A 19,931-nucleotide genomic window follows, 5' to 3' on the forward strand; every position below is an offset into this window, starting at 1 on the left:
GCGGTCTCACAGGCCGGGGGCGCCCCAGACCGGGAACCAGCGGCTCAGGTCGCCCTCCACCGGCAGGTCGGCGCCGACCGCGCCGCGGACCTGGAGTTCCAGGGCGTTGTCGCGCCGCTCCCCCGACGTCGGCGCGAACGGGTAGAACGTGCCCCGCTTGTAGAGGTAGACCAGGCCTGTACGGCGGCCGTCCGGGGTGGCGAAGGCCACGACCGAGCACAGCAGCTGGGGGCCGAACCCGCCGGACTCCAGCGAGGAGTTGACCGCGTGAAGGTCGGTGACGAGCCCCACGAGGTCGGTGGGCTCGTGCCGGCTCACGAGCCAGGTGTAGCCGTAGGAGTCCTTGCTCAGCTCGACCTTGGGCCCCTCGTCGGAGTCGAGCAGCTCACGCACGTCCTTCTCGATCTGGGCGAACGCCGCGCCCTCGGCGGCGCGGAAGCAGACCGAGCCGACGCCCGTGGGCGTGAGCCCGGCCGCGGCCTCCAGCGTGATCGCGGCCGTGGGCAGCGCGAACAGCCGGTCGAGGTCGGGCTTCTTCGGCTTGGAGCGCCCGAGCAGAGTGTCGAGGAAACCCACGTCACACGCCCCGGCCGAGCTGGGCCGAGATCTTCGCGAGCTGCTCGAGCCGCTGGTCGAGCGACGGGTGCGTGGAGAAGAGCGTGGAGATGCTGAACCCCTTCGAGAAGGCCGGTGCGAAGTAGAAGGCGTTGAACGGCTCGGCCGCCCGCAGGTCCTTCGTCGGGATGCGGGCCATGTCGCCGGTGACCTTCGTCAGCGCGCTGGCCAGCGCCGACGGCTGCCCCGTCAGCTCCGCGGCCGACCGGTCGGCGGACAGCTCGCGGTAGCGCGACAGCGCACGGGTCAGCAGGAAGCTGACCGCGTAGACCGCCGCGCTGACCCCGATGACGATCAGCAGCACCATCGCGGTGCTCTGGTCGTTGTTGTTGCGGTTGCGGTCGTTGAAGCCGCCCCACAGCCCCCACTCGAGGCCGAACCGCGTGAGCAGGCCGGCCAGGATGCCCAGGAACGACGCGATCGTCATCACGGCGACGTCGCGGTGGGCGACGTGCGCGAGCTCGTGCGCGAGCACGCCCTCCAGCTCGGTGTTGTCGAGCCGGCGGAGCAGCCCCGTCGTGACGCAGACGACCGCGTTGTCCTGGTTGCGCCCGGTGGCGAAGGCGTTCGGCACATCCGTGTCGGCCACCGCCACCCGCGGCTTCGGCATGTCCGACATCGCGCAGATGCGGTCGATGACGCCGTGCAGCTCCGGTGCCTCCTGCTCGGAGACCACCCGTCCGTGCATGGCGAACAGGGCGAGCTTGTCGGAGAAGAAGTACTGGACCAGCAGGAAGCCCACCGCGATGACCAGGACCAGCACCCACAGGCGGGGGACGAACACGATGAAGAAACCGATGAAGGCGACGTAGAGCAGCCCCAGCAGGAACATCGTCACCAGCATGCGCGCCGTGAGTCCCCGATCCGGTGCGAAACGAGAACGCGCCATCGTGCTCCTCCTACCCCCGACCTGCGTTACACCCCGTACTAACGCCGGAGCGACCTGATAGGTGCCAGGTTTCCTGGTCGCGCTCGCCGCCTCACTCGCTCCACGGACGGCTCGTACCTCACCGGCCGCTCCGCTCGCTCGTCGGCTCGCCGCGGGTTCTCTGGTCGCACTCGCCTCTCCGGTCAGTCGGGGATGAGTCCCTCATCACCCAGCATCGCCCGTACCTCGTCCATCGTGGCATCGGCCGGCGGCAGGATCAGGTCCGACGGCGCGATCTCCTCCGCCGGCAGGACCTTGCCCACCGTGCGGACCTGCTCCAGCAGGGCGTGCAGCGCCCCGCGGAACTTCTCCTCGTCGCCCGACTCGATCGCCGCTTCGAGCTCGCCGTCGAGCTTGTTGAGGGCGGTCAGGTCACCGTCGGCGACGTCGACCTGGCCCTCGCCCATGATCCGGACGATCACTGGCCCTCCCGCGGCTGCTGCGGCGCCTGGTGCGGCTGGGCCTGCGGGGCCTGCTGACCCTGCTGCTGTCCCTGGGCGGCGTCGAGCTGCTTGGGCGCGGGACCCATGCCCAGCTCGGCCTTCATCTGCTCCAGCTCGAGGTCGACGCCGGGGCCCGAGCCCATGCGGTCGAGCTCGGCCTGGATGTCGTCGCGCGGACCGGAGTAGTCCTCCAGGGCGCCCGAGGCGAGCAGCTCGTCGATGGCGCCGGCGCGCGCCTTCATGTTCTCGGTCTTCTCCTCGGCGCGCTGGATCGCGAGGCCGACGTCGCCCATCTCCTCGGAGATGCCGGAGAACGCCTCGTTGATCTTGGTCTGCGCCTCGGCCGCCGTGTAGGTGGCCTTGATGGTCTCCTTGCGCGTGCGGAAGGAGTCGACCTTGGCCTGCAGCCGCTGGGAGGCGAGCGTGAGCTTCTCCTCCTCGCCCTGGAGCTGCTGGTACTGCGCCCGCAGATCGTTCAGCTGGCTGTCGAGGCCGCCGCGGCGGGTCAGCGCCTCGCGCGCGAGGTCCTCACGGCCGACCTGGAGGGCCTTGCGGCCCTGGTCGGTCAGCTTGGCCTGCTGCTGCTCCAGCTGGTTGATCTGCAGTTCGAGGCGCTTGCGTGAGGTGGCCACGTCGGCCACGCCGCGGCGCACCTTCTGGAGCATCTCAAGCTGGCGCTGGTACGAATAGTCAAGGGTCTCTCGAGGATCCTCCATTTTGTCCAGCGCCTTGTTGGCCTTGGACTTGAAGATCATCGACATTCGTTTCATCACGCTCATCGCGCGTGGCCGGTCCCTTCGTGCTGGTGCCTCTGCAAACGCTGCTGGGGTTAGCCACCACCCTACGCGTTAACGACCAAGACAGTCATTATGTTCGCGTCCCAGCGCCGGTAGGCTGATCTGCGTGTTCCGACGCCGCACCGAGACCGCCACCGAAGAGCCGCCCCAGGCCCCCGAGGCCGACAGCACCACCAAGACGGTGGGCAAGGGCCGGCCCACGCCCAAACGCCGCGACGCCGAAAAGCGCAATCGGCAGCCGATCACGGCCCCGCGAACGCGCCGGGAGGCCCTCGCCCGCGAGCGGCGGCAACGCACGCAGCGCACCGGCGACGCCAAGCAGATCCGCGAGGGCATCGCCCGCGGCGACGATCGTTATCTACCCCGGCGCGACAAAGGCCCGGTACGCAAGCTCGCCCGCGATTACGTCGACGCCCGGCGGACATTCGGCGAGTTCTTCATGTACCTCACCATCCTCAGCCTCGTCGCCTCGATGGCCGCGCCGCTGGTCGTCCGCATCTACCTGCAGACATTCGCGCTGCCGGCGATCCTGCTCATATTGATCGTCGAGTCGCTGTGGATCTCCAGCCAGGTCAAGAAGCTGGCCCGCGAACGCCACCCCGAGGAGAGCACGCAGGGCGTCGGCTTCTACGCCGCGGCCCGCTCCCTACAGATCCGGCGGCTGCGCATGCCACAGCCGCGGCTCAAGCCGGGGCAGAAGGCCCAGGTCTGAAACCGCCTGAACCGGCCTCAGCGGATCCCCGGTCTATGGTCGGGACATGGAGTTTCGTCATCTCGGCCGCAGCGGCCTCATGGTCAGTGAACTCGCCTACGGTAACTGGATCACCCACGGTTCGCAGATCGAGGAGGACGCCGCCGTCGCGTGCGTGAACGCCGCCCTCGACGAGGGGATCACGACGTTCGACACCGCCGACGTCTACGCCGGCACGCGGGCCGAGGAGGTGCTCGGCCGCGCGCTCAGCGGCCGGCGCCGCGAGTCGCTGGAGATCTTCACCAAGGTGTTCTGGCCGACCGGTCCCGGCCGGAACGACCGCGGCCTGTCGCGCAAGCACATCTTCGAGTCGATCCACGGCTCCCTGCGCCGCCTGGGCACCGACTACGTCGACCTGTACCAGGCCCACCGGTTCGACCACGAGACGCCGCTCGAGGAGACCCTGCGGGCCTTCGACGACCTCGTACGCCAGGGCAAGGTCCTCTACGTCGGCGTGTCGGAGTGGCGCGCCGAGGAGATCTCCCGGGCACTGAAGATCGCCGACGAGATGGGCCTGGACCGCATCGTGTCCAACCAGCCGCAGTACAGCATGCTGTGGCGCGTCATCGAGTCCGAGGTCATGCCGCTGTCCGAGCGTGAGGGCCTCGGGCAGATCGTCTTCTCCCCGATCGCCCAGGGCGTGCTGACCGGCAAGTACCAACCCGGCCAGGCTCCCCCGGCGGGCTCCCGCGCGACCGACCCGGAGGGCGGCGCCTCGATGATCAAGCGCGTCCTGCGCGACGAGGTCCTGACGCGGGTGCAGCGGCTACGACCGGTCGCCGAGGAGGCGGGCCTGTCGATGGCCCAGCTCGCGGTGGCGTGGGTCCTGCAGAACCCGAACGTCTCCTCCGCCATCATCGGCGCGAGCCGACCCGAGCAGGTACGCGACAACGTGCGCGCGTCCGGCGTACGGCTGGACCCGGAGCTGCTCAAGCGCATCGACGAGATCCTGGACCCGGTCATCGAGCGCGACCCGGCCCGGACGGTCAGCCCCCCGCACCGCCCGTGACCCACCGTCCGGTGATCCCGGCCACACCGACGGCCGGGCTCACCGGAGGGCCCTGCCCTGGACGCGTCGCCCTGGAGGTCAGGGGTGATCGATGAACGCCGGGAACCAGCACCGGCCACCCGCCCGGTCCGACGGTGAGGCGGGACGCTGGATCAGCCCTCGGGTGGGTGCAGGCTCATCGGGCCGTAGACGACGCGTCCGTCCTCCAGCAGGCTGACCTGGTCGACGCCGGACTCCACCAGGCTTCGCCAGTTCTCGCCGACCCATGACTCGGCGTCGGCCTGGGTGGTCCAGGTCTCGTCGCCGATGCCGGGTGCGTCGATCGGTGACCCGTCCGCCTTCTCGTACCGCCAGCTCCAGGGCATGACTCTCCTGTTACCTCCGCGCACGTGCTCCCTCACCCGGCCGCGACGACCGCGCCGCGCAGGCCTTCCGCGGTCATCGTCTCATTCGTGGGCAAGGCCCTGCCGTTCACCTTCACCGTCGGCGTGCCGGTCAGGCCGCCGGAGATCGCGGCCTGGCTGGTCCGGTCCACCTCGGCGGCGTACCGCTGGCTCCGCACACAGGAGGCGAAGTCCGAACCGGTCTCCCCGGCGGCCGTTCCGTACGACACCAGGTCCGCGAGGCTGAAGCCCGGGCTTCCCTCTTCCGGCTGGTGGGCGAACAGCTGGTCCTGGTAGGCGAGCCAGCGCGCTCCGTCGGTGACGCAGTGCGCGGCCGCGGCGGCCCGTGTGGAGTTGCCCGCCAGCGGCTCGCCGCTGAAGATCACGACAGGGTGGTAGACGACCTTGGCGCGGCCCTCGGCCGCGAGGTTCTTCAGCGTCGCGTCGTTGACCCGGTGGAACTCCTTGCAGATCGGGCACTGGAAGTCCTCGTAGACGTCCACGACCGTACGCCCGGCGCCCTTCTTGACCATGGTCACGGTGCCGTCGGCCGCCGTCGTGACGGTCACTCCCGGCGCGAGGGCCACCGGCTCGCCGTGCCGGGCGTCGCGCCGCAGCAGGAACACCGTGACGGCCACGCACACCAGCACGACGACCAACCCGGCGACGAGACCGACGACCAGACCGCGACGGCCGCGCGGCGGCCCGTACGGCGGAGCGCCGTACGGCGGACCGGGCGGAGGCCCGAACGGCGGGCCGTAGGGCGGCGCGCCGCCGGGAGGCGGCCCCCAGCCTGCCTGCGGAGGCGGCCCATGAGACGGCCCGTAAGGCGATGCGGGCGGCGCTCCGTACGGCACGGCGTCCCGCGGTTCGGGGCCCTCGGGGGGCGGGCCGCCAGGGGGTTGGCTCACGGATCGCCAGATTACCGGTGTGGGCCGTTTTGACGAGGTCTCGGCCTCCGTGGTCAACTCATCGGCAGCAGCACACGCGCCGACGTGGGGAAAGCCGGTCCGAATCCGGCGCTGACCCGCAACCGTGTGCCGTACGGGCCCCCCGCCCGCACGGCGAGCCGGACGCCCGCGCCGGCGCGAGCGGCTCCGATAATCCGTCGTGGTCTGCGGGTGGGAGTCCGGGCGCGTGCGGCTCGTGGTGCGCCCGTCCCATCGGCACCACCCCACCGAAAGGCGCCCATGCTCACGGCTCGTTTCCGCGTCCTCGTGGCCCCGGGGTTCGTCCTGGCACTCGTGCTCGGGCTCGTCTGGGCGCTCGCCGCCCCCGCGTCCGCGGACGCCACCGCGTTCTGGGGCTACTGGCAGGCCGACGGCTCCAAATGGGCGTTCGCCCAGACCGGCCCCGCGTCCGCCCACCCCAAGGACGGCTCCGTCGAGGGCTGGCGGTTCGCCAAGTCGAGTGGGGAGTCGGGCACGCCGCCGCGCGGCGCCCCGGACTTCGGCAAGGTCTGCGGCTCCACTCCGGAACAGGCGGGCGCCAAGCGGGTCGCCGTCGTCATCGACTACGGCGAGGCCGCCGACGCTCCGGCCGGCGCCGCCCCGCCCGCCGCCAAGACCGCGTGCGCGTCGGTGCCGAAGAACGCCACCGGCTCCGACGTCCTGGCGAAGGTGGCGCGGCCACAAGCGGACAAGTCCGGCCTCGTCTGCGCCATCGACGCGTTCGGCACCTGCGCCGCGGCCGCGCCGTCCTCCTCGCCGAGCGCCACGGCCGCGCCGGCCGGGAAGAAGAGCACCGGCTCCAAGGCGGTGACGATCGTCATCGGCCTGATCCTCGTGCTCGCCGCGGGCGGCAGCATGATGGCGGTACGCCGCCGCGCCAAGCTGTGAGCGGGCGGGACCGCCGGTGAAAGGGTCCCGGCCGCTGCACCCCGGCGCCTGGTGGCTGTGGGCTCTCGGCCTGGCCACCGCCGCCACGCGCACCGCGAGCCCCCTGCTCCTGCTCCTGGTCGTGGCCGCCACCGGGCTGGTCGTGGCGGTCCGGCGCACCGGCGACCCGTGGGCGGGCTCGTACGCGGTGTTCCTTCGCCTCGGCGTGCTGGTCGTGGTCGTGCGCGTCGTCTTCTGGGTGGTGTTCGCCGCGCCCGCGCCGGGCCCGGTCCTGTTCACACTGCCGTCGGTGACCCTCCCGGACTGGATGGCCGGCACCCGGATCGGCGGCCCGGTGACCACGGACGGCCTGCGGGCCGGTCTGTACGACGGGCTGCGTCTCGCCGCCGTGCTCGTCTGCCTGGGCGCGGCGAGCGCCCTGGCGAGCCCGAGCCGGCTGCTGAAGGCCGTGCCCGGCGCCCTGTACGAGATGGGCGTCGCCGTCGTCGTCGCGATGACGTTCGCGCCGCAGGCGGTGACGCACGTCCGCCGCGTACGGGCGGCGCACCGGCTGCGCGGGCGCCCGGACCGCGGGCTGCGGGCCGTGCGCGGGCTGGTCATGCCGGTGATCGAGGGCGCGCTGGAGCGGTCGGTGGAGCTCGCGGCGGCGATGGACTCCCGCGGGTACGGCCGTGCCGCGGCGGTCTCGCCCGCGCGCCGGCGCGCCACGGCCGGGCTGACGCTCGCCGGGCTGGTGGCCGTGTGCGCCGGCCTGTACGGCCTGCTGGGCGCGGACACTCCGGCCGCGCTCGGCGCGCCGGTGCTGGTGCCGGGCCTCGTCGCGGCGACGGCGGGCCTGTGGCTGGGCGGCCGCCGCTCGCCGCGCACCCGCTACCGCCCCGACCCGTGGAGGTGGCCCGAGTGGGCCGTGTCGGCCTGCGGCCTGGCGGCCGCCGCCGCGACGGCCGCCGGCACGCGCACGGGCACACCGCCGCTTCCGGCCGCCGCACTGGTGCTGGCCCTGGCCGCGGCGCTGCTGTCGTCGCCCTCGCGGCGGGAGGCCGGATGATCCGCTTCGAACGGGTGGGCTTCCGGTACGCCGAGGAGGCCGCCCCGGTGCTGTCCGACGTCGACCTGGAGGTCGACGAGGGCGAGCTGTGCCTGGTGGTGGGCCGTACCGGCTCGGGCAAGTCCACGCTGCTGCGCGCCGTCAACGGGCTCGTGCCGCACTTCACCGGCGGGATCCTGTCCGGCCGGGTCACCGTGGCCGGCCGCGACACCCGCGACCATCCGCCGCGTGACCTCGCCGACGTCGTCGGGTACGTCGGCCAGGATCCGCGCGCCGGGTTCGTCACCGACGTGGTCGAGGAGGAACTCGCGTACGGGATGGAGTCGCTCGGCCTGGCTCCCGCGGTGATGCGGCGCCGCGTCGAGGAGACGCTCGACCTCCTCGGCCTGGAGGGCGTACGGGACCGGCCGCTGGCGACGCTGTCCGGCGGACAGGCGCAACGCGTCGCCATCGGGTCGGTGCTGACGGCGCATCCGCGGGCGCTCGTGCTGGACGAGCCCACCTCCGCGCTCGACCCGGTCGGCGCCGAGGACGTGCTGGCCATCCTCCAGCGGCTCGTGCACGACCTGGCGCTCACCGTCGTCCTGGCCGAGCACCGGCTCGAACGCGTCGTCCACCTCGCCGACACCGTCGTCGTGCTGGCGGGCGACGGCGGCCCCGCGGCGTACGGACCGGCGGCGGCGGTCATGGGTGACGCGCCGGTGGCCCCGCCGGTCGTACGGCTCGGACGGGCCGCGGGCTGGTCGCCGCTGCCGCTGTCGGTGCGCGACGCCCGCCGGGCCGCCGCGCCGCTGCGCGCCCGCCTGACGCGCGAGGACACCCTGAAGAACGACGCCGCGCCCGCCGCCCGTACGGACGCCGCGCCCGTGGCCACCGTGCGAGGGCTGCGGGTCCGGTACGGGCCGGTGCCCGCGCTGCGGGGCGTGGACCTCACCGTCGCGCGCGGCGAGGTCGTCGCCCTCATGGGGCGCAACGGCGCGGGCAAGTCCTCGCTGCTGTCGTCGCTGGTCGGCCTCGTGCGGCCGGAGGCGGGCCGGGTGGAGGTGCTCGGCGCCGCGCCGCATGGGCTGCGGGCCCGTGCGATGGTGCGGCGCGCCGGGCTCGTCCCGCAGGAGCCGGCCGACCTGCTGTACGCCGAGACGGTCACGGCCGAGTGCCGCGCCGCCGACCGCGACATGTCCGCGCCCGAGGGCACCTGCCGGGCGCTGTTCGAGCGCCTCGCGCCCGGCGTCTCCGGCGACGTCCATCCGCGCGACCTGTCGGAGGGGCAGCGGCTGTGCCTCGCCCTCGCCGTCATCCTCACCGGGCGGCCGCCGCTCGTCCTGCTCGACGAGCCCACCCGCGGCCTGGACTACGCGGCCAAGACACGGCTGGTGGAGATCCTGCGGGAGCTGTCCGCCGAGGGCCACGCGATCGTGCTCGCCACCCATGACGTCGAACTCGCCGCGGAGGTGGCCGGCCGGGTGGTCGTGATCGCCGAGGGAGAGGTGGTCTCCGACGGCCCCACCGAGGAGGTCCTGGTCTCCTCCCCCGCGTTCGCGCCGCAGATGAGCAAGATCTTCGCGCCGCTGCCGCTCCTGACCGTCGCCCAGGCCACTGCCGCGCTCGTGGAGCTCGCGTGAGGGCGCGCGCCGTCGCGGTGCGTCTGCGGCCCCGGTCGGCGCTGACCGTCGGGCTGGTGTCGCTGGCCGGCCTGGTGGCGTTCGGCTGGCCGCTGTTCGTGGCGCCGGGCGCGGGCCTCACCCAGGCCGGGCCCGCCTCGTGGCTGTTCGTGCTGCTGCTGCCGCTGCTGTTGCTCGTCGCGCTCGCCGAGATCTCTGAGGGCGGCGTGGACGCCAAGGCGGTCGCGCTCCTCGGTGTGCTCGCCGCGATCGGCGCGGCGCTGCGGCCGATCGGCACGGGGGTCGCCGGGTTCGAGCCGATGTTCTTCGTGCTGGTGCACGGCGGCCGGGTGCTCGGCCGTGGCTTCGGGTACCTGCTCGGGTCGGTGACGATGTTCGCCAGCGCGCTGCTCACCGCCGGGGTGGGCCCGTGGCTGCCGTTCCAGATGCTCGGCGCGGCGTGGGTGGGCTTCTTCGCGGGCTGCCTGCCGCGTCTCGGCGGCCGGGGCGAGGTCGCGATGCTCGCGGGCTATGGCGCGGTGGCCGCGTTCCTCTATGGTTCGTTGCAGGACCTGGCCTTGTGGCCGTTCGCGACGGGAGTGTCGACGTCGATCGCTTATGTACCCGGTGCGGCGGTGACCGCGAACCTCGGCCGGTTCGTGGCGTTCGACCTCGCCACGTCGCTGGGGTTCGACGTGCCGCGGGCGGTGACGACCGCGGTGCTGGTCGCGGTGACCGCCCGCCCGGTGCTGTTGGCCCTGCGCCGTGCCGCCCGCCGCGCCGCGTTCGAGGCGCCCGTGGACTTCCGGCGACCGTGACCGAGCGAAGCGAGGGAATCGAAGACACGGCCCTTATGGTCACTCCCCCGGCGGAGGAGGGCTCGTGACCGCGCGAGCACGGGTGCGGGAGGCGGGGCGGCCGTGGACGGACTAGAGATCCACCTGCTCGGCATCGCGGGGCCGGCCGGCTGGCCCGAGCCCGGCTGCCGGTGCGCGTCCTGCACGCGCATGCGCGCCGCGCGGCGCCGGTTCGAGCCGACGCGGGTCCTGCTCGACGGCGTGCCGCTCGAACAGTGCCGGCGTGAGGAGATCCCGGGCGGCTACGAGGTACGGACGCCCCGGGGGCACCGGGTCCTGTTCGCCTCCCGGCCGGGCGGCCGGCCCCGGCCGCCCTCCCCCGGGCCGTACGACGCGGTCCTGCTCGACCTGGCCGGTGATCCGGCGCACCTGGGCTGGCTGCGGCACATCGGCGCGGTGACGCCCGCGACGCGGATCGAGGCCGTGCAGGTCGACCACCGCGTCGCGTCGCCGGCCGAGCTCGAACGCCGCCTGGAACGGTGGCGGCGCCCCTTCACCGCGCCCTGGCGGACCCTGATCCTCGGCGGCGCGCGGTCGGGCAAGTCGGAGGAGGCCGAGAAACGCGTGCTGGCCGGCGCCGACGTGACCTACGTCGCGACGGGCGTCATGCATCCCGACGACCCGGACTGGCGCGCCCGCATCGCCGCGCACCGCGCGCGGCGGCCCCGCTGGTGGGAGACCACCGAGACGATCGACGTGGCGGGCCTGCTCCGTACGGCGTCCGGCACCCTCCTCATCGACGGCATGGGCACGTGGCTGACCGCGATGTTCGACGCGCTCGGCGCCTGGGAGTACCCGCGCGCCGTCCAGCCGCGCGTGGACGAGCTGGTCACGGCCTGGCGGTCCACGCGGGCCCACGTCGTGGCGGTCAGCGACGAGGTCGGGCTGTCGGTCGTCCCCGAGACCCCCGTCGGCCGGGCGTTCCGCGACCTGCTCGGCCGGCTCAACCAGCGGCTGGCCGCCGAGTCCGAGGAGACCGCCCTCGTCGTCGCCGGCAGCGTGCTGGAGCTGCCGTGAGAACCCGTTCGGACCCGGCCGTCGGCGACGGGCTGCGGCTGGCCGTGTCGCTGTTCACGATCGTTCCGGTCCGTGCCGGGCGGGTGGACCGGGAGACCGCCCGGTGGGCGATGACGCTGGCGCCGGTCGCCGGCCTCCTCGCCGGCGCGGTCGCCGCGGCGGTACTCGTCGTCTCCGGGTGGCTGGGCTTCGGCTCGCTTCTCGCCGCGGCCCTCGCGGTCGGCGCCACGGCCGTGCTGACCCGCGGCCTGCACCTGGACGGCCTCGCCGATCTCGCCGACGGCCTGGGCAGCGGCCGGCCCGCCGCCGACGCGCTGGCGATCATGAAGAGGTCCGACATCGGGCCGTTCGGCGTGGTCACGCTCGTGCTGACGCTCGCCGTCCAGGTCGCCGCGATCGCCGAGGCCCCGGTCGCCGCGGTCGTCGTGGCCGGGATGACCGGGCGGCTCGCCGTCACGTGGGCCTGCCGCACCCGCGTCCGCGCCGCGCGGCCGGAGGGGCTCGGCGCGCTCGTCGCCGGCACCGTACGCTCCCGCGACGCGGTCACGGCCGTCCTGGTCACCGCGGCCGCGGGCGCGCTCGCGGCGCTGACCGGCCCGGGCGGCGGCGCGTACGACGCGCTGCGCGGCGCCCTGGCGGTCCTCGCCGGCCTGGCGGCCTCGGCGGCCCTGCTCCGGCACGCCGTACGACGGCTGGGCGGCGTGACCGGCGACGTGCTGGGCGCGCTGGTCGAGACGGCCGTCACGGTCGCGCTGCTGGTGATGGTCCTGCGCTGACCGCGGGCCGTCACGCGCGGACACGCCTGGTCGCCGTGGCCGGTCACGGACACGGGCGGCGGCAAACCCGCAGGCAGCGGCGCGGGCCTTGTTGATCGAATTGACGAAACCAGTCAGTAGGGCGACTAGCATCTGGCCACGTGACGAACCTCAGGCTTGCCAATCTCGAAATCGCATCCCTAGACGTCGACGCGGTAGTGATCGGCGTTGTCAGTAACGAGCCGGACATAGGCCTCGCCCCCGGCGCCGAGAGTGTCGATCGGGCGTTCGACGGCGGTCTCGCCGCGGTCCTGGCCGGCCTGGGTGCGACCGGGAAGCAGGGAGAGGTCACCAGGCTCCCTACGTTCGGCAAGCTGTCCGCGCCGGTCATCGTCGCCGTCGGCCTGGGCAAGGAGCGCGACGCCTCCGCCGACGGAGGTGAGGCCCTTCGCCGTGCGGCCGGCGCCGCGCTGCGCTCGCTGGCCGGATCCGCGTCGGTCGCGCTCGCGCTGCCCGCCGCCACCGCCGAGGACGTCACCGCGACCGCCACCGGCGCGCTGCTGGGCAACTACGCCTACCTGACCTACCGCACCGGCAACGGACACAAGAAGCCGGTCGGCGAGGTGACCCTGATCAGCTCCGCGGACGCCGGGGACGCGCTCAACCGCGCCGAAGTGATCGCCGAGTCCGTCACGCTGGTGCGCGACCTGGTCAACACGCCACCGTCGGACCTGAGCCCGGAGATCCTCGCCGAGACCGCCGAGCAGGTGGCCGGCGCGACCGGCCTCTCCATCCAGGTCCTCGACGAGAAGGCGCTGGTCGACGGCGGATACGGCGGCATCGTCGGCGTGGGCCAGGGGTCGGTCAACCCGCCGCGCCTCGTCCGTCTCGCCTACGAGCACGCCGAGGCCGCCCACACCGTCGCCCTCGTCGGCAAGGGCATCACGTTCGACTCCGGCGGCCTGTCGCTCAAGCCCGCCGACTCCATGGACTGGATGAAGTCGGACATGGGCGGCGCCGCCGCCGTCCTGGGCGCCCTCAAGGCGATCGCCCGGCTGGCGCCGAAGATCAACGTCGTCGGCTACCTCGCCATCGCCGAGAACATGCCCAGCGGCACCGCGCAGCGCCCCTCCGACGTGATCACCATCTACGGCGGAAAGACCGTCGAGGTGCTCAACACCGACGCCGAGGGCCGCCTCGTCATGGCCGACGCGATCGTGCGCTCCGGCGAGGACGACCCCGACCTGATCGTCGACGTCGCCACGCTCACCGGCGCGCAGCTCGTCGCGCTCGGCACCCGCACCGCCGGCGTGATGGCCAACGACGACGACGTCCGCGACCGCGTGGTCGCCGCGGCGGGCCGCGCCGGCGAGGCCGTCTGGCCGATGCCGCTGCCCGAGGAGCTGCGCAAGGGCCTGGACTCCGCGGTCGCCGACATCGCCAACGTCAGCGCCGAGCGCTGGGGCGGCATGCTGACCGCCGGCGTCTTCCTCCGCGAGTTCGTGCCGGAGGGCGTGCGGTGGGCCCACCTCGACATCGCCGGCCCGGCGTTCCACAAGGGCGAGCCGTACGGCTACACGCCCAAGGGCGGCACCGGCGCGGCCGTGCGCACCCTGGTGCAGATCGCGGAGGACATCGCCGCTCAGGGACTCTGAGGTGGGCTCCCGGGCCCCGTCCGCGGCGCGCGACGACCGCGGACGGCGGCCCCGGGAGACGCCGCGCCGCGGCGGGACCCGGCGCGTGCGCACCGGCGTGAGCGGGAGGCATGTCACCGGGCACCGGCCACAAGTGGAAAGATGCTTCCCGGGGAAGAACCATCGCGCCGGCGCCCGGCGCGCGAATGAGCATCGTTAGGAGCGTCCCGTGTCGAATAGCACCTACGACATTGTCGTCCTAGGTGGTGGCAGCGGCGGCTATGCGTGCGCGTTGCGCGCGGTGGAGCTGGGCAAGAGCGTCCTACTCGTCGAGAAGGACAAGCTGGGCGGCACGTGCCTCAACCGCGGCTGCATCCCGACCAAGGCGCTGCTGCACGCCGCCGAGGTCGCCGACCAGACACGTGAGGCCGCCACCTTCGGCGTCAAGGCCCGCTTCGACGGCATCGACCTGCCGGGCGTGCACGCCTACAAGGACAAGGTCGTCAGCACCACCGTGAAGGGCCTCACCGGCCTGATCAAGTCCAAGGGCATCACGATCGTCGAGGGCGAGGGCCGGCTCGTGTCGCCCACGCAGGTCCGCGTCGGCGACACGACCTACGAGGGCGGCCACATCGTCCTGGCCACCGGCTCGGTGCCCAAGTCGCTGCCCGGCCTGGAGATCGACGGCGAGCGGGTGATCTCCAGCGACCACGCGCTCACGCTCGACCGGATCCCGCAGTCCGTGGTGGTCCTCGGCGGCGGCGTGATCGGCGTGGAGTTCGCCAGCGTGTGGCGTTCCTTCGGCGCCGAGGTGACCATCGTCGAGGCGCTGCCGCACCTGCTGCCGCTGGAGGAGGAGTCCAGCTCCAAGCGGCTCGAGCGCGCGTTCCGCAAGCGCGGCATCAAGTTCGAGCTCGGCGTGCGCTACGAGGGCGTCAAGCACACCGACTCCGGCGTGATCGTCACCCTTGAGGGCGGCAAGACCCTCGACGCCGAGATCATGCTCGTCGCCGTCGGCCGGGGCCCGGTCTCCGAGGGCCTGGGCCTGGAAGAGGTCGGCGTCGAGGTCGAGCGCGGCTTCGTGAAGGTCGACGAATACTGCCGTACCAACGTCGAGACCATCTCCGCGGTCGGCGACCTCATCCCGACGCTCCAGCTGGCGCACGTCGGCTTCGCCGAGGGCATCCTCGTCGCCGAGCGGCTCGGCGGTCTGGACCCGGCGCCGATCGACTACGACGGCGTACCCCGCATCACCTACTCCGAGCCCGAGGTCGCGTCGGTGGGCATCACCACCAAGACGGCCGAAGAGCGCGGTCTCGAAACGACCTCCTTCACCTACGACCTGGCCGGCAACCCGCGGAGCAAGATCCTCGGCACCCAGGGCGAGGTGAAGGTCATCGCGGAGAAGGACGGCCCGGTCCTGGGCATCCACATGGTCGGCAGCCGTGTGGGCGAACTCATCACCGAGGGCCAGCTGATCTACAACTGGGAGGCCCTGCCGTCCGAGGTCGCCCAGCTGATCCATCCGCATCCCACCCAGTCCGAGGCGGTCGGCGAGGCCCATCTCGCCATCGCCGGCAAGCCACTGCACGTCCACGGCTGATCACCGCCCGAACCAGCACCAAGAGGAGTCGCTGAGAACCATGCCGGTCTCCGTAACCATGCCCCAGCTCGGCGAGAGCGTGACCGAGGGCACTGTCACCCGCTGGCTCAAGAAGGAAGGTGAGCACGTCGAGGCCGATGAGCCGCTCCTCGAAGTATCGACCGACAAGGTCGACACCGAGATCCCCTCGCCGGCCGCGGGCGTACTGAGCAGCATCACCGTCGCCGAAGACGAGACCGTCGAGGTCGGCGCCGAGCTGGCGATCATCGCACAGGAGGGCGAGGCCGCCGCGGACACGGGCGGCCAGGCCCAGGCGCAGCAGGAAGAGGCGCCCCAGCAGCCCGAGCCCGAACCGGAGCAGGCCCAGGCCGAGCCCGAGCCTGAGCCGGCGCCCGAGCCGGAGCGTCCCGCCGCGCAGCAGCAGTCGCAGCCGCAGGCCCCGTCCTGGCCGCCGCCGGCACAGCAGCAGCCGGCTCCCCCGCAGCAGCCCCAGCGGCAGGCCGAGCCCGCGGGCGCGCCGTCGGGCGACAGCCCGTACGTCACCCCGCTGGTCCGCAAGCTGGCGGCCGAGCACGACGTCGACCTGGCCTCGATCAAGGGCACGGGCGTCGGCGGCCGCATCCGCAAGCAGGACGTCCTGGAGGCCGCGCGGGCCAAGCAGGCGCCCCCGCCGCAGCCCGCGGCGCCGGCGCAGCAGGCCCCCGCCCCGCAGGCCCCGGCCCAGGCTCCGGCCGCTCCGGCCGCCCGGCCCGCGGTGCAGGCGCCCGCGCCGTCCCAGCCGTCGGCGGCGGCCGCGCGGCTGCGCGGCACGACCGAGAAGATGTCGCGGACGCGGCAGTCGATCGCCCGGCACATGGTCGAGTCGCTGCAGGTGTCGGCGCAGCTCACCACGGTCGTCGAGGCCGACGTCACCAAGATCGCGCGGCTGCGCGACCAGGCCAAGGCCGACTTCCAGGCACGTGAGGGCGTCAAGCTCAGCTTCCTGCCCTTCTTCGCGCTGGCCGCGGTCGAGGCGCTCAAGGTCCACCCGAAGCTGAACGCCGTCATCAACTCCGAGACCAACGAGGTCACCTACCACGACGTCGAGAACCTCGGCATCGCGGTGGACGCGGAGAAGGGCCTCATGGTCCCGGTGATCCACAACGCCGGTCAGCTCAACCTGGGCGGCCTGGCGCAGCGGATCGCCGACCTTGCCGAGCGCACCCGTACCAACAAGGTGAGCCCGGACGAGGTGACCGGCGGCACGTTCACGCTGACCAACACCGGTAGCCGCGGCGCGCTGTTCGACACGCCGATCCTCAACCAGCCGCAGGTCGGCATGCTCGGCACCGGCACGGTCGTCAAGCGGCCCGCGGTGATCGATGACCCGCAGCTCGGCGAGGTCATCGCCGTGCGCTCGATCGTCTACCTCGCGCTGACCTACGACCACCGGCTGGTGGACGGCGCCGACGCCGCGCGGTTCCTCGCGACGGTCAAGCACCGGCTCGAGGAGGGCAATTTCGAGTCCGAGCTGGGGCTCTAGGCTCACCCGGGCGGTACTCCCGAGGCCCGGCGCTCACTAGGGTGGCGGTCGTGCAGATCGCCATCACGGGTTCGACGGGACTCATCGGTAAGGCCCTCGTCCGCGCTCTGCGCGACGAGGGCCTTACTGTCATCCGGCTCGTGCGCCGGCCGGCCGCCGCCGAGGACGAGGTCCGGTGGGATCCCTTCGGCGGGGTGGACTCCGGCGCGCTGGAGGGCGTGGACGCCGTCGTCCATCTGGCCGGGGCCGGCATCGGCTCCCACCGCTGGACCGACACGTACAAGCGCGAGGTCCGCGACAGCCGTGTCGAGGGCACCCGTACGCTCGCGCGGGCCCTGGCGCGGCTCTCCCGCCGTCCCGCGGTGTTCGTATGCGCCTCGGCGGTGGGCTTCTACGGCGACACCGGCGACGAACCGGTCGACGAGTCGGCCTCGGCGGGAGCGGGCTTCCTCGCCGCGCTGTGCCGCGACTGGGAGGCCGCGGCGCAGCCGGCGGCCGACGCCGGCATCCGGGTCGTGCACCCGCGCACCGGTCTCGTCCTCTCGCGGGAGGGCGGGCTGCTCGGCAAGGTGCTGCCGCTGTTCCGGCTCGGTCTCGGCGGGCGGCTCGGCTCCGGACGGCAGTGGATGAGCTGGATCACCCTCGACGACCAGGTCGCCGCGCTGCGCTTCCTGATCCACGACGGCCTGCAGGGGCCGGTCAACCTCACCGCGCCCGAGCCGGTGACCAACGCCGCCTTCACCGCGGCGATCGGGCGTACGCTGCGCCGCCCGGCGCCGTTCATCGTGCCCGCGCCCGCGCTGCGGCTGGCCCTCGGCGAATTCGCCGACGAGGGAGCGCTCATCAGCCAGCGGGTGCTGCCCGACCGCCTGACGAAGGCCGGGTTCACCTTCCGGCACCGCGACATCGACACCGCCTTGGCCGCGCTGCTCGGCTGAACGGCGCTCCACGAACTCGCAAGGAACCCGTCACTCTCCTGCGCGCGACCGCCCGGCCGCGTACGGTGACTGATGCGACAGTCCGCAGGGGACGTCTCGAAGTGAGGGGCGGGAGCGAACAGTGAGCACCGACGGGAAGCCGCACATCCTCGCGATCGGCGGTGGCAGTTTCATACCGACCGACAGGTACGGCCTGTCGCCGAGTCCGCTGCTGCGGTACGCGCTCGACCTCACGGGCCACGACCGTCCGCGCGTCTGCTTCGTGCCCACCGCGCTCGGTGACGCCTCGGAGCGCATCGCCCACTTCTACTCGGCGTTCGCCCAGCTCGACGCCGAGGTCAGCCACCTGTCGCTGTTCCCCATGCCCAACCACGAGGACCCGGCGGCGCACCTGCTCGCCCAGGACCTCGTGTACGTCTCCGGCGGCAGCGTGGCCAACCTGCTGGCCCTGTGGCGCCTGCACGGCCTCGATGACGCGTTCGCCGAGGCGTGGCGGTCCGGGGTCGTCCTGTGCGGGCAGAGCGCGGGCGCGCTGTGCTGGCACGTCGGCGGCAACACCGACTCCTTCGGGCCGCGCCTGCGCCCGCTCACCAACGGCCTGGGCCTGCTCCCGTACTCCTGCGGCGTCCACTACGACAGCGACCCGCAGCGCCGTCCGCTGCTGCACCGCCTCATCGCCGACGGCACGCTGCCCTCCGGGTACGCCGCCGACGAGGCCGTGGGCCTGCACTACGTCGGCATCGAGTTCGTGCAGGCGGTGAGCTATGTCGACGGGCGCGGCGCCTACGACATCGAGCCGGACGGCGCCGGAGGCGTCAAGGAGACCCGCATCGAACCTCGCCTGCTGGCCTCCCTGTGAGGGACGTACGCTCTTGTACGTGAGCGAGACTGCGATACAGCCATCCACCGACCTTCCGCCGGCCCCCGTGACAACCGGTGACCTGGTGTTCGTCCATGCCGGGTTCGGCGAGCAGGCGGTGCCGTACGAACAGGCGTGGGATCTGCAGCGGCGGCTGCACGAGCGCCGGGTCGCGGACGAGATCCCCGATGTCTGCCTGCTGCTGGAGCACCCGCCGGTCTACACCGCCGGCAAGCGCACCGAGCCGCTGGACCGCCCGATCGGCGACCCCGGCGCCCCGGTGATCGACGTCGACCGCGGCGGAAAGATCACTTGGCACGGGCCGGGACAGCTGGTGGGCTACCCGATCGTACGGCTGAAGGAGCCGGTCGACGTGGTCGCCTACGTCCGCACGATCGAGGAGGCCCTGATCCGGGCGTGCGCCGACCTCGGCCTGGCGACCAAGCGCGTCGAGGGCCGCAGCGGCGTGTGGGTGTCCGGCGTGCCCGACCGCAAGGTCGGCGCGATCGGCATCCGCGTCTCGCGCGGCGTGACGATGCACGGGTTCGAGATCAACTGCGACGCGGACCTGTCGTGGTTCGACCGGATCGTGCCGTGCGGCATCCGCGACGCGGGTGTGACCTCACTGTCGCAGGAGCTCGACCGCGAGGTCTCGGTGGCCGAGACCCTGGCGCTCACCGAGCAGCGGCTGGCCGAGGCGCTCGGCGCCGCGAACACCGCGCACCGCACCCTCAACGCGATGCTGGGCGGTGACCCGACGGGTCAGCCCATCGCCTTGTAGATCGCCTGACCCTCGTCCGCGGCGGCCTTGAAGAAGCCCACGAGGTTCTCGTACGCGGTGCGCAGATCGCGGTCGCGTACGGCCTCGACGGGCTTGCTGATCCAGTCGTCGGCGCCCTGGACGCCGAGCCGGGCCATCTGCTTCGGGTCGTACCGGCCGGCGATCTGCCGGAAGTCGGTCGCCGCGAGATGGTCGGCGGCCGGCTTCACCCGCTGGGGCGCCAGGTAGATGACGTCCACGCCGAACTCCTCGGCACCGTCCTCGGTGAGGAGACGACCACCGCAGACGACGTCGGCGGCCGGGTGCGGGCCCTCCCACGGGTCGCCCGTGATCAGGTAGTGGAGGCCCTGCCACGTGCCGGCGATGGGGAGCACAGCATGGTTTTGCTGCCAGCCCTTTCTCCCGAAAACCGACCTGGCGACGGCGCCCGGATCGCCTCCGCCCTCGGCTTCCGGAAGCCTGAGGTACGTCATGGCAACTCGCAAGCCCGACCTCCCGTTATGCGCAGTTGTGCACGCGACATCCCAGTTACCTTAGAGAGATCGACAGCTA

21 protein-coding genes are annotated in these 19,931 nt (G+C 72.9%); 14 read left to right on the forward strand and 7 right to left on the reverse strand.

The features are described 5' to 3' along the window. Positions 1 to 6: 6 nt before the first annotated feature. The 4 genes from pspAB to QSK37_RS01940 form a co-directional block, all read right to left on the reverse strand. Positions 7 to 576: a PspA-associated protein PspAB gene (gene pspAB / locus QSK37_RS01925; RefSeq protein WP_285566871.1), complete on the reverse strand. Its 570-nt coding sequence runs from the start codon at positions 574 to 576 to the stop codon at positions 7 to 9. A gap of 1 nt (position 577) precedes the next feature. Continuing rightward, positions 578 to 1,504 (reverse strand): zinc metalloprotease HtpX, encoded by a 927-nt coding sequence (htpX, locus tag QSK37_RS01930; RefSeq protein ID WP_285566873.1) that lies wholly within the window; start codon positions 1,502 to 1,504, stop codon positions 578 to 580. Between the two features lie 182 nt (positions 1,505 to 1,686). Beyond that, positions 1,687 to 1,965, reverse strand: coding sequence for a PspA-associated protein PspAA (gene pspAA, locus QSK37_RS01935; RefSeq protein WP_285566875.1), 279 nt, complete (start codon positions 1,963 to 1,965; stop codon positions 1,687 to 1,689). Beyond that, complete coding sequence (locus tag QSK37_RS01940) at positions 1,962 to 2,765, reverse strand: PspA/IM30 family protein (protein ID WP_285566877.1); 804 nt, start codon at positions 2,763 to 2,765, stop codon at positions 1,962 to 1,964. Before QSK37_RS01940 ends, pspAA begins: the two co-directional genes overlap by 4 nt. 124 nt (positions 2,766 to 2,889) lie before the next feature. On the opposite strand from QSK37_RS01940, the gene QSK37_RS01945 reads away from it, so the two are divergent. Further along, complete coding sequence (locus QSK37_RS01945) at positions 2,890 to 3,495, forward strand: DUF3043 domain-containing protein (protein WP_285617064.1); 606 nt, start codon at positions 2,890 to 2,892, stop codon at positions 3,493 to 3,495. A 46-nt stretch (positions 3,496 to 3,541) separates the two neighbouring features. Further along, positions 3,542 to 4,543 carry an aldo/keto reductase family protein gene (locus QSK37_RS01950; RefSeq protein WP_285617065.1) on the forward strand — a complete coding sequence of 334 codons (1,002 nt, stop codon included), beginning with the start codon at positions 3,542 to 3,544 and terminating at the stop codon, positions 4,541 to 4,543. Positions 4,544 to 4,695: 152 nt separating this feature from the next. Here QSK37_RS01950 and QSK37_RS01955 read toward each other — a convergent pair whose 3' ends face one another. Both QSK37_RS01955 and QSK37_RS01960 read right to left on the reverse strand, forming a co-directional pair. After that, positions 4,696 to 4,908, reverse strand: a complete 213-nt coding sequence (locus QSK37_RS01955; RefSeq protein WP_285566880.1) for a hypothetical protein — start codon at positions 4,906 to 4,908, stop codon at positions 4,696 to 4,698. Positions 4,909 to 4,940: 32 nt separating this feature from the next. After that, positions 4,941 to 5,837, reverse strand: coding sequence for a DsbA family protein (locus QSK37_RS01960; RefSeq protein ID WP_285617066.1), 897 nt, complete (start codon positions 5,835 to 5,837; stop codon positions 4,941 to 4,943). 279 nt (positions 5,838 to 6,116) lie between these two features. On the opposite strand from QSK37_RS01960, the gene QSK37_RS01965 reads away from it, so the two are divergent. The 12 genes from QSK37_RS01965 to lipB all read left to right on the forward strand — a co-directional run bounded on the left by QSK37_RS01965 (position 6,117) and on the right by lipB (position 19,379). Next, on the forward strand, positions 6,117 to 6,764 hold the full coding sequence (locus QSK37_RS01965) for an SCO2322 family protein (RefSeq protein ID WP_285617067.1): 648 nt from the start codon (positions 6,117 to 6,119) through the stop codon (positions 6,762 to 6,764). Between the two features lie 16 nt (positions 6,765 to 6,780). Further along, the gene (locus QSK37_RS01970) at positions 6,781 to 7,812 is read left to right on the forward strand and encodes an energy-coupling factor transporter transmembrane component T (protein WP_285617069.1); all 1,032 of its coding nucleotides are present in this window, start codon (positions 6,781 to 6,783) and stop codon (positions 7,810 to 7,812) included. Next, a complete protein-coding gene (locus tag QSK37_RS01975) occupies positions 7,809 to 9,434 on the forward strand; it encodes an ABC transporter ATP-binding protein (protein WP_285617070.1) in 1,626 nt (541 codons plus the stop codon). The genes QSK37_RS01970 and QSK37_RS01975 overlap by 4 nt, the downstream gene beginning before the upstream one ends. Next, entirely contained in the window at positions 9,431 to 10,231 is an 801-nt protein-coding gene (locus QSK37_RS01980; protein ID WP_285617072.1) for an ECF transporter S component, read from the forward strand. Before QSK37_RS01975 ends, QSK37_RS01980 begins: the two co-directional genes overlap by 4 nt. 102 nt (positions 10,232 to 10,333) lie before the next feature. Beyond that, positions 10,334 to 11,287 carry a bifunctional adenosylcobinamide kinase/adenosylcobinamide-phosphate guanylyltransferase gene (locus tag QSK37_RS01985; protein WP_285617073.1) on the forward strand — a complete coding sequence of 318 codons (954 nt, stop codon included), beginning with the start codon at positions 10,334 to 10,336 and terminating at the stop codon, positions 11,285 to 11,287. Further along, positions 11,284 to 12,063 (forward strand): adenosylcobinamide-GDP ribazoletransferase, encoded by a 780-nt coding sequence (locus QSK37_RS01990; protein WP_285617074.1) that lies wholly within the window; start codon positions 11,284 to 11,286, stop codon positions 12,061 to 12,063. The genes QSK37_RS01985 and QSK37_RS01990 overlap by 4 nt, the downstream gene beginning before the upstream one ends. Positions 12,064 to 12,203: 140 nt before the next feature. Next, positions 12,204 to 13,697 (forward strand): leucyl aminopeptidase, encoded by a 1,494-nt coding sequence (locus tag QSK37_RS01995; RefSeq protein WP_285617076.1) that lies wholly within the window; start codon positions 12,204 to 12,206, stop codon positions 13,695 to 13,697. Between the two features lie 208 nt (positions 13,698 to 13,905). Continuing rightward, a complete protein-coding gene (gene lpdA, locus QSK37_RS02000) occupies positions 13,906 to 15,279 on the forward strand; it encodes a dihydrolipoyl dehydrogenase (protein ID WP_285566894.1) in 1,374 nt (457 codons plus the stop codon). 40 nt (positions 15,280 to 15,319) lie between these two features. After that, on the forward strand, positions 15,320 to 16,801 hold the full coding sequence (gene sucB, locus QSK37_RS02005) for a 2-oxoglutarate dehydrogenase, E2 component, dihydrolipoamide succinyltransferase (protein WP_285617077.1): 1,482 nt from the start codon (positions 15,320 to 15,322) through the stop codon (positions 16,799 to 16,801). A gap of 50 nt (positions 16,802 to 16,851) precedes the next feature. Further along, positions 16,852 to 17,739, forward strand: a complete 888-nt coding sequence (locus QSK37_RS02010) for a TIGR01777 family oxidoreductase (protein WP_285617078.1) — start codon at positions 16,852 to 16,854, stop codon at positions 17,737 to 17,739. Positions 17,740 to 17,860: 121 nt separating this feature from the next. Next, positions 17,861 to 18,598 carry a Type 1 glutamine amidotransferase-like domain-containing protein gene (locus QSK37_RS02015; RefSeq protein WP_285566898.1) on the forward strand — a complete coding sequence of 246 codons (738 nt, stop codon included), beginning with the start codon at positions 17,861 to 17,863 and terminating at the stop codon, positions 18,596 to 18,598. Between the two features lie 67 nt (positions 18,599 to 18,665). Beyond that, positions 18,666 to 19,379, forward strand: coding sequence for a lipoyl(octanoyl) transferase LipB (gene lipB, locus QSK37_RS02020; RefSeq protein ID WP_432705542.1), 714 nt, complete (start codon positions 18,666 to 18,668; stop codon positions 19,377 to 19,379). Here the strand turns inward: lipB and QSK37_RS02025 are convergent. Further along, complete coding sequence (locus tag QSK37_RS02025) at positions 19,361 to 19,753, reverse strand: DUF1877 family protein (RefSeq protein ID WP_285566902.1); 393 nt, start codon at positions 19,751 to 19,753, stop codon at positions 19,361 to 19,363. The two genes, lipB and QSK37_RS02025, sit on opposite strands and share 19 nt — an antisense overlap. Between the last annotated feature and the right edge of the window lie 178 nt (positions 19,754 to 19,931).

The sequence above is a fragment of the Actinoallomurus iriomotensis genome, from assembly GCF_030269445.1.
In the GTDB taxonomy this organism is placed as follows: domain Bacteria; phylum Actinomycetota; class Actinomycetes; order Streptosporangiales; family Streptosporangiaceae; genus Actinoallomurus; species Actinoallomurus iriomotensis.

Bases quoted from the DNA above. Each gene is read 5' to 3' on its own strand.
- htpX (WP_285566873.1), bottom strand. From the start codon at position 1,504: ATGGCGCGTTCTCGTTTCGCACCGGATCGGGGACTCACGGCGCGCATG.
- QSK37_RS01940 (WP_285566877.1), bottom strand. From the start codon at position 2,765: ATGAGCGTGATGAAACGAATGTCGATGATCTTCAAGTCCAAGGCCAAC.
- QSK37_RS01950 (WP_285617065.1), top strand. From the start codon at position 3,542: ATGGAGTTTCGTCATCTCGGCCGCAGCGGCCTCATGGTCAGTGAACTC.
- QSK37_RS01955 (WP_285566880.1), bottom strand. From the start codon at position 4,908: ATGCCCTGGAGCTGGCGGTACGAGAAGGCGGACGGGTCACCGATCGAC.
- QSK37_RS01965 (WP_285617067.1), top strand. From the start codon at position 6,117: ATGCTCACGGCTCGTTTCCGCGTCCTCGTGGCCCCGGGGTTCGTCCTG.
- QSK37_RS01975 (WP_285617070.1), top strand. From the start codon at position 7,809: ATGATCCGCTTCGAACGGGTGGGCTTCCGGTACGCCGAGGAGGCCGCC.
- sucB (WP_285617077.1), top strand. From the start codon at position 15,320: ATGCCGGTCTCCGTAACCATGCCCCAGCTCGGCGAGAGCGTGACCGAG.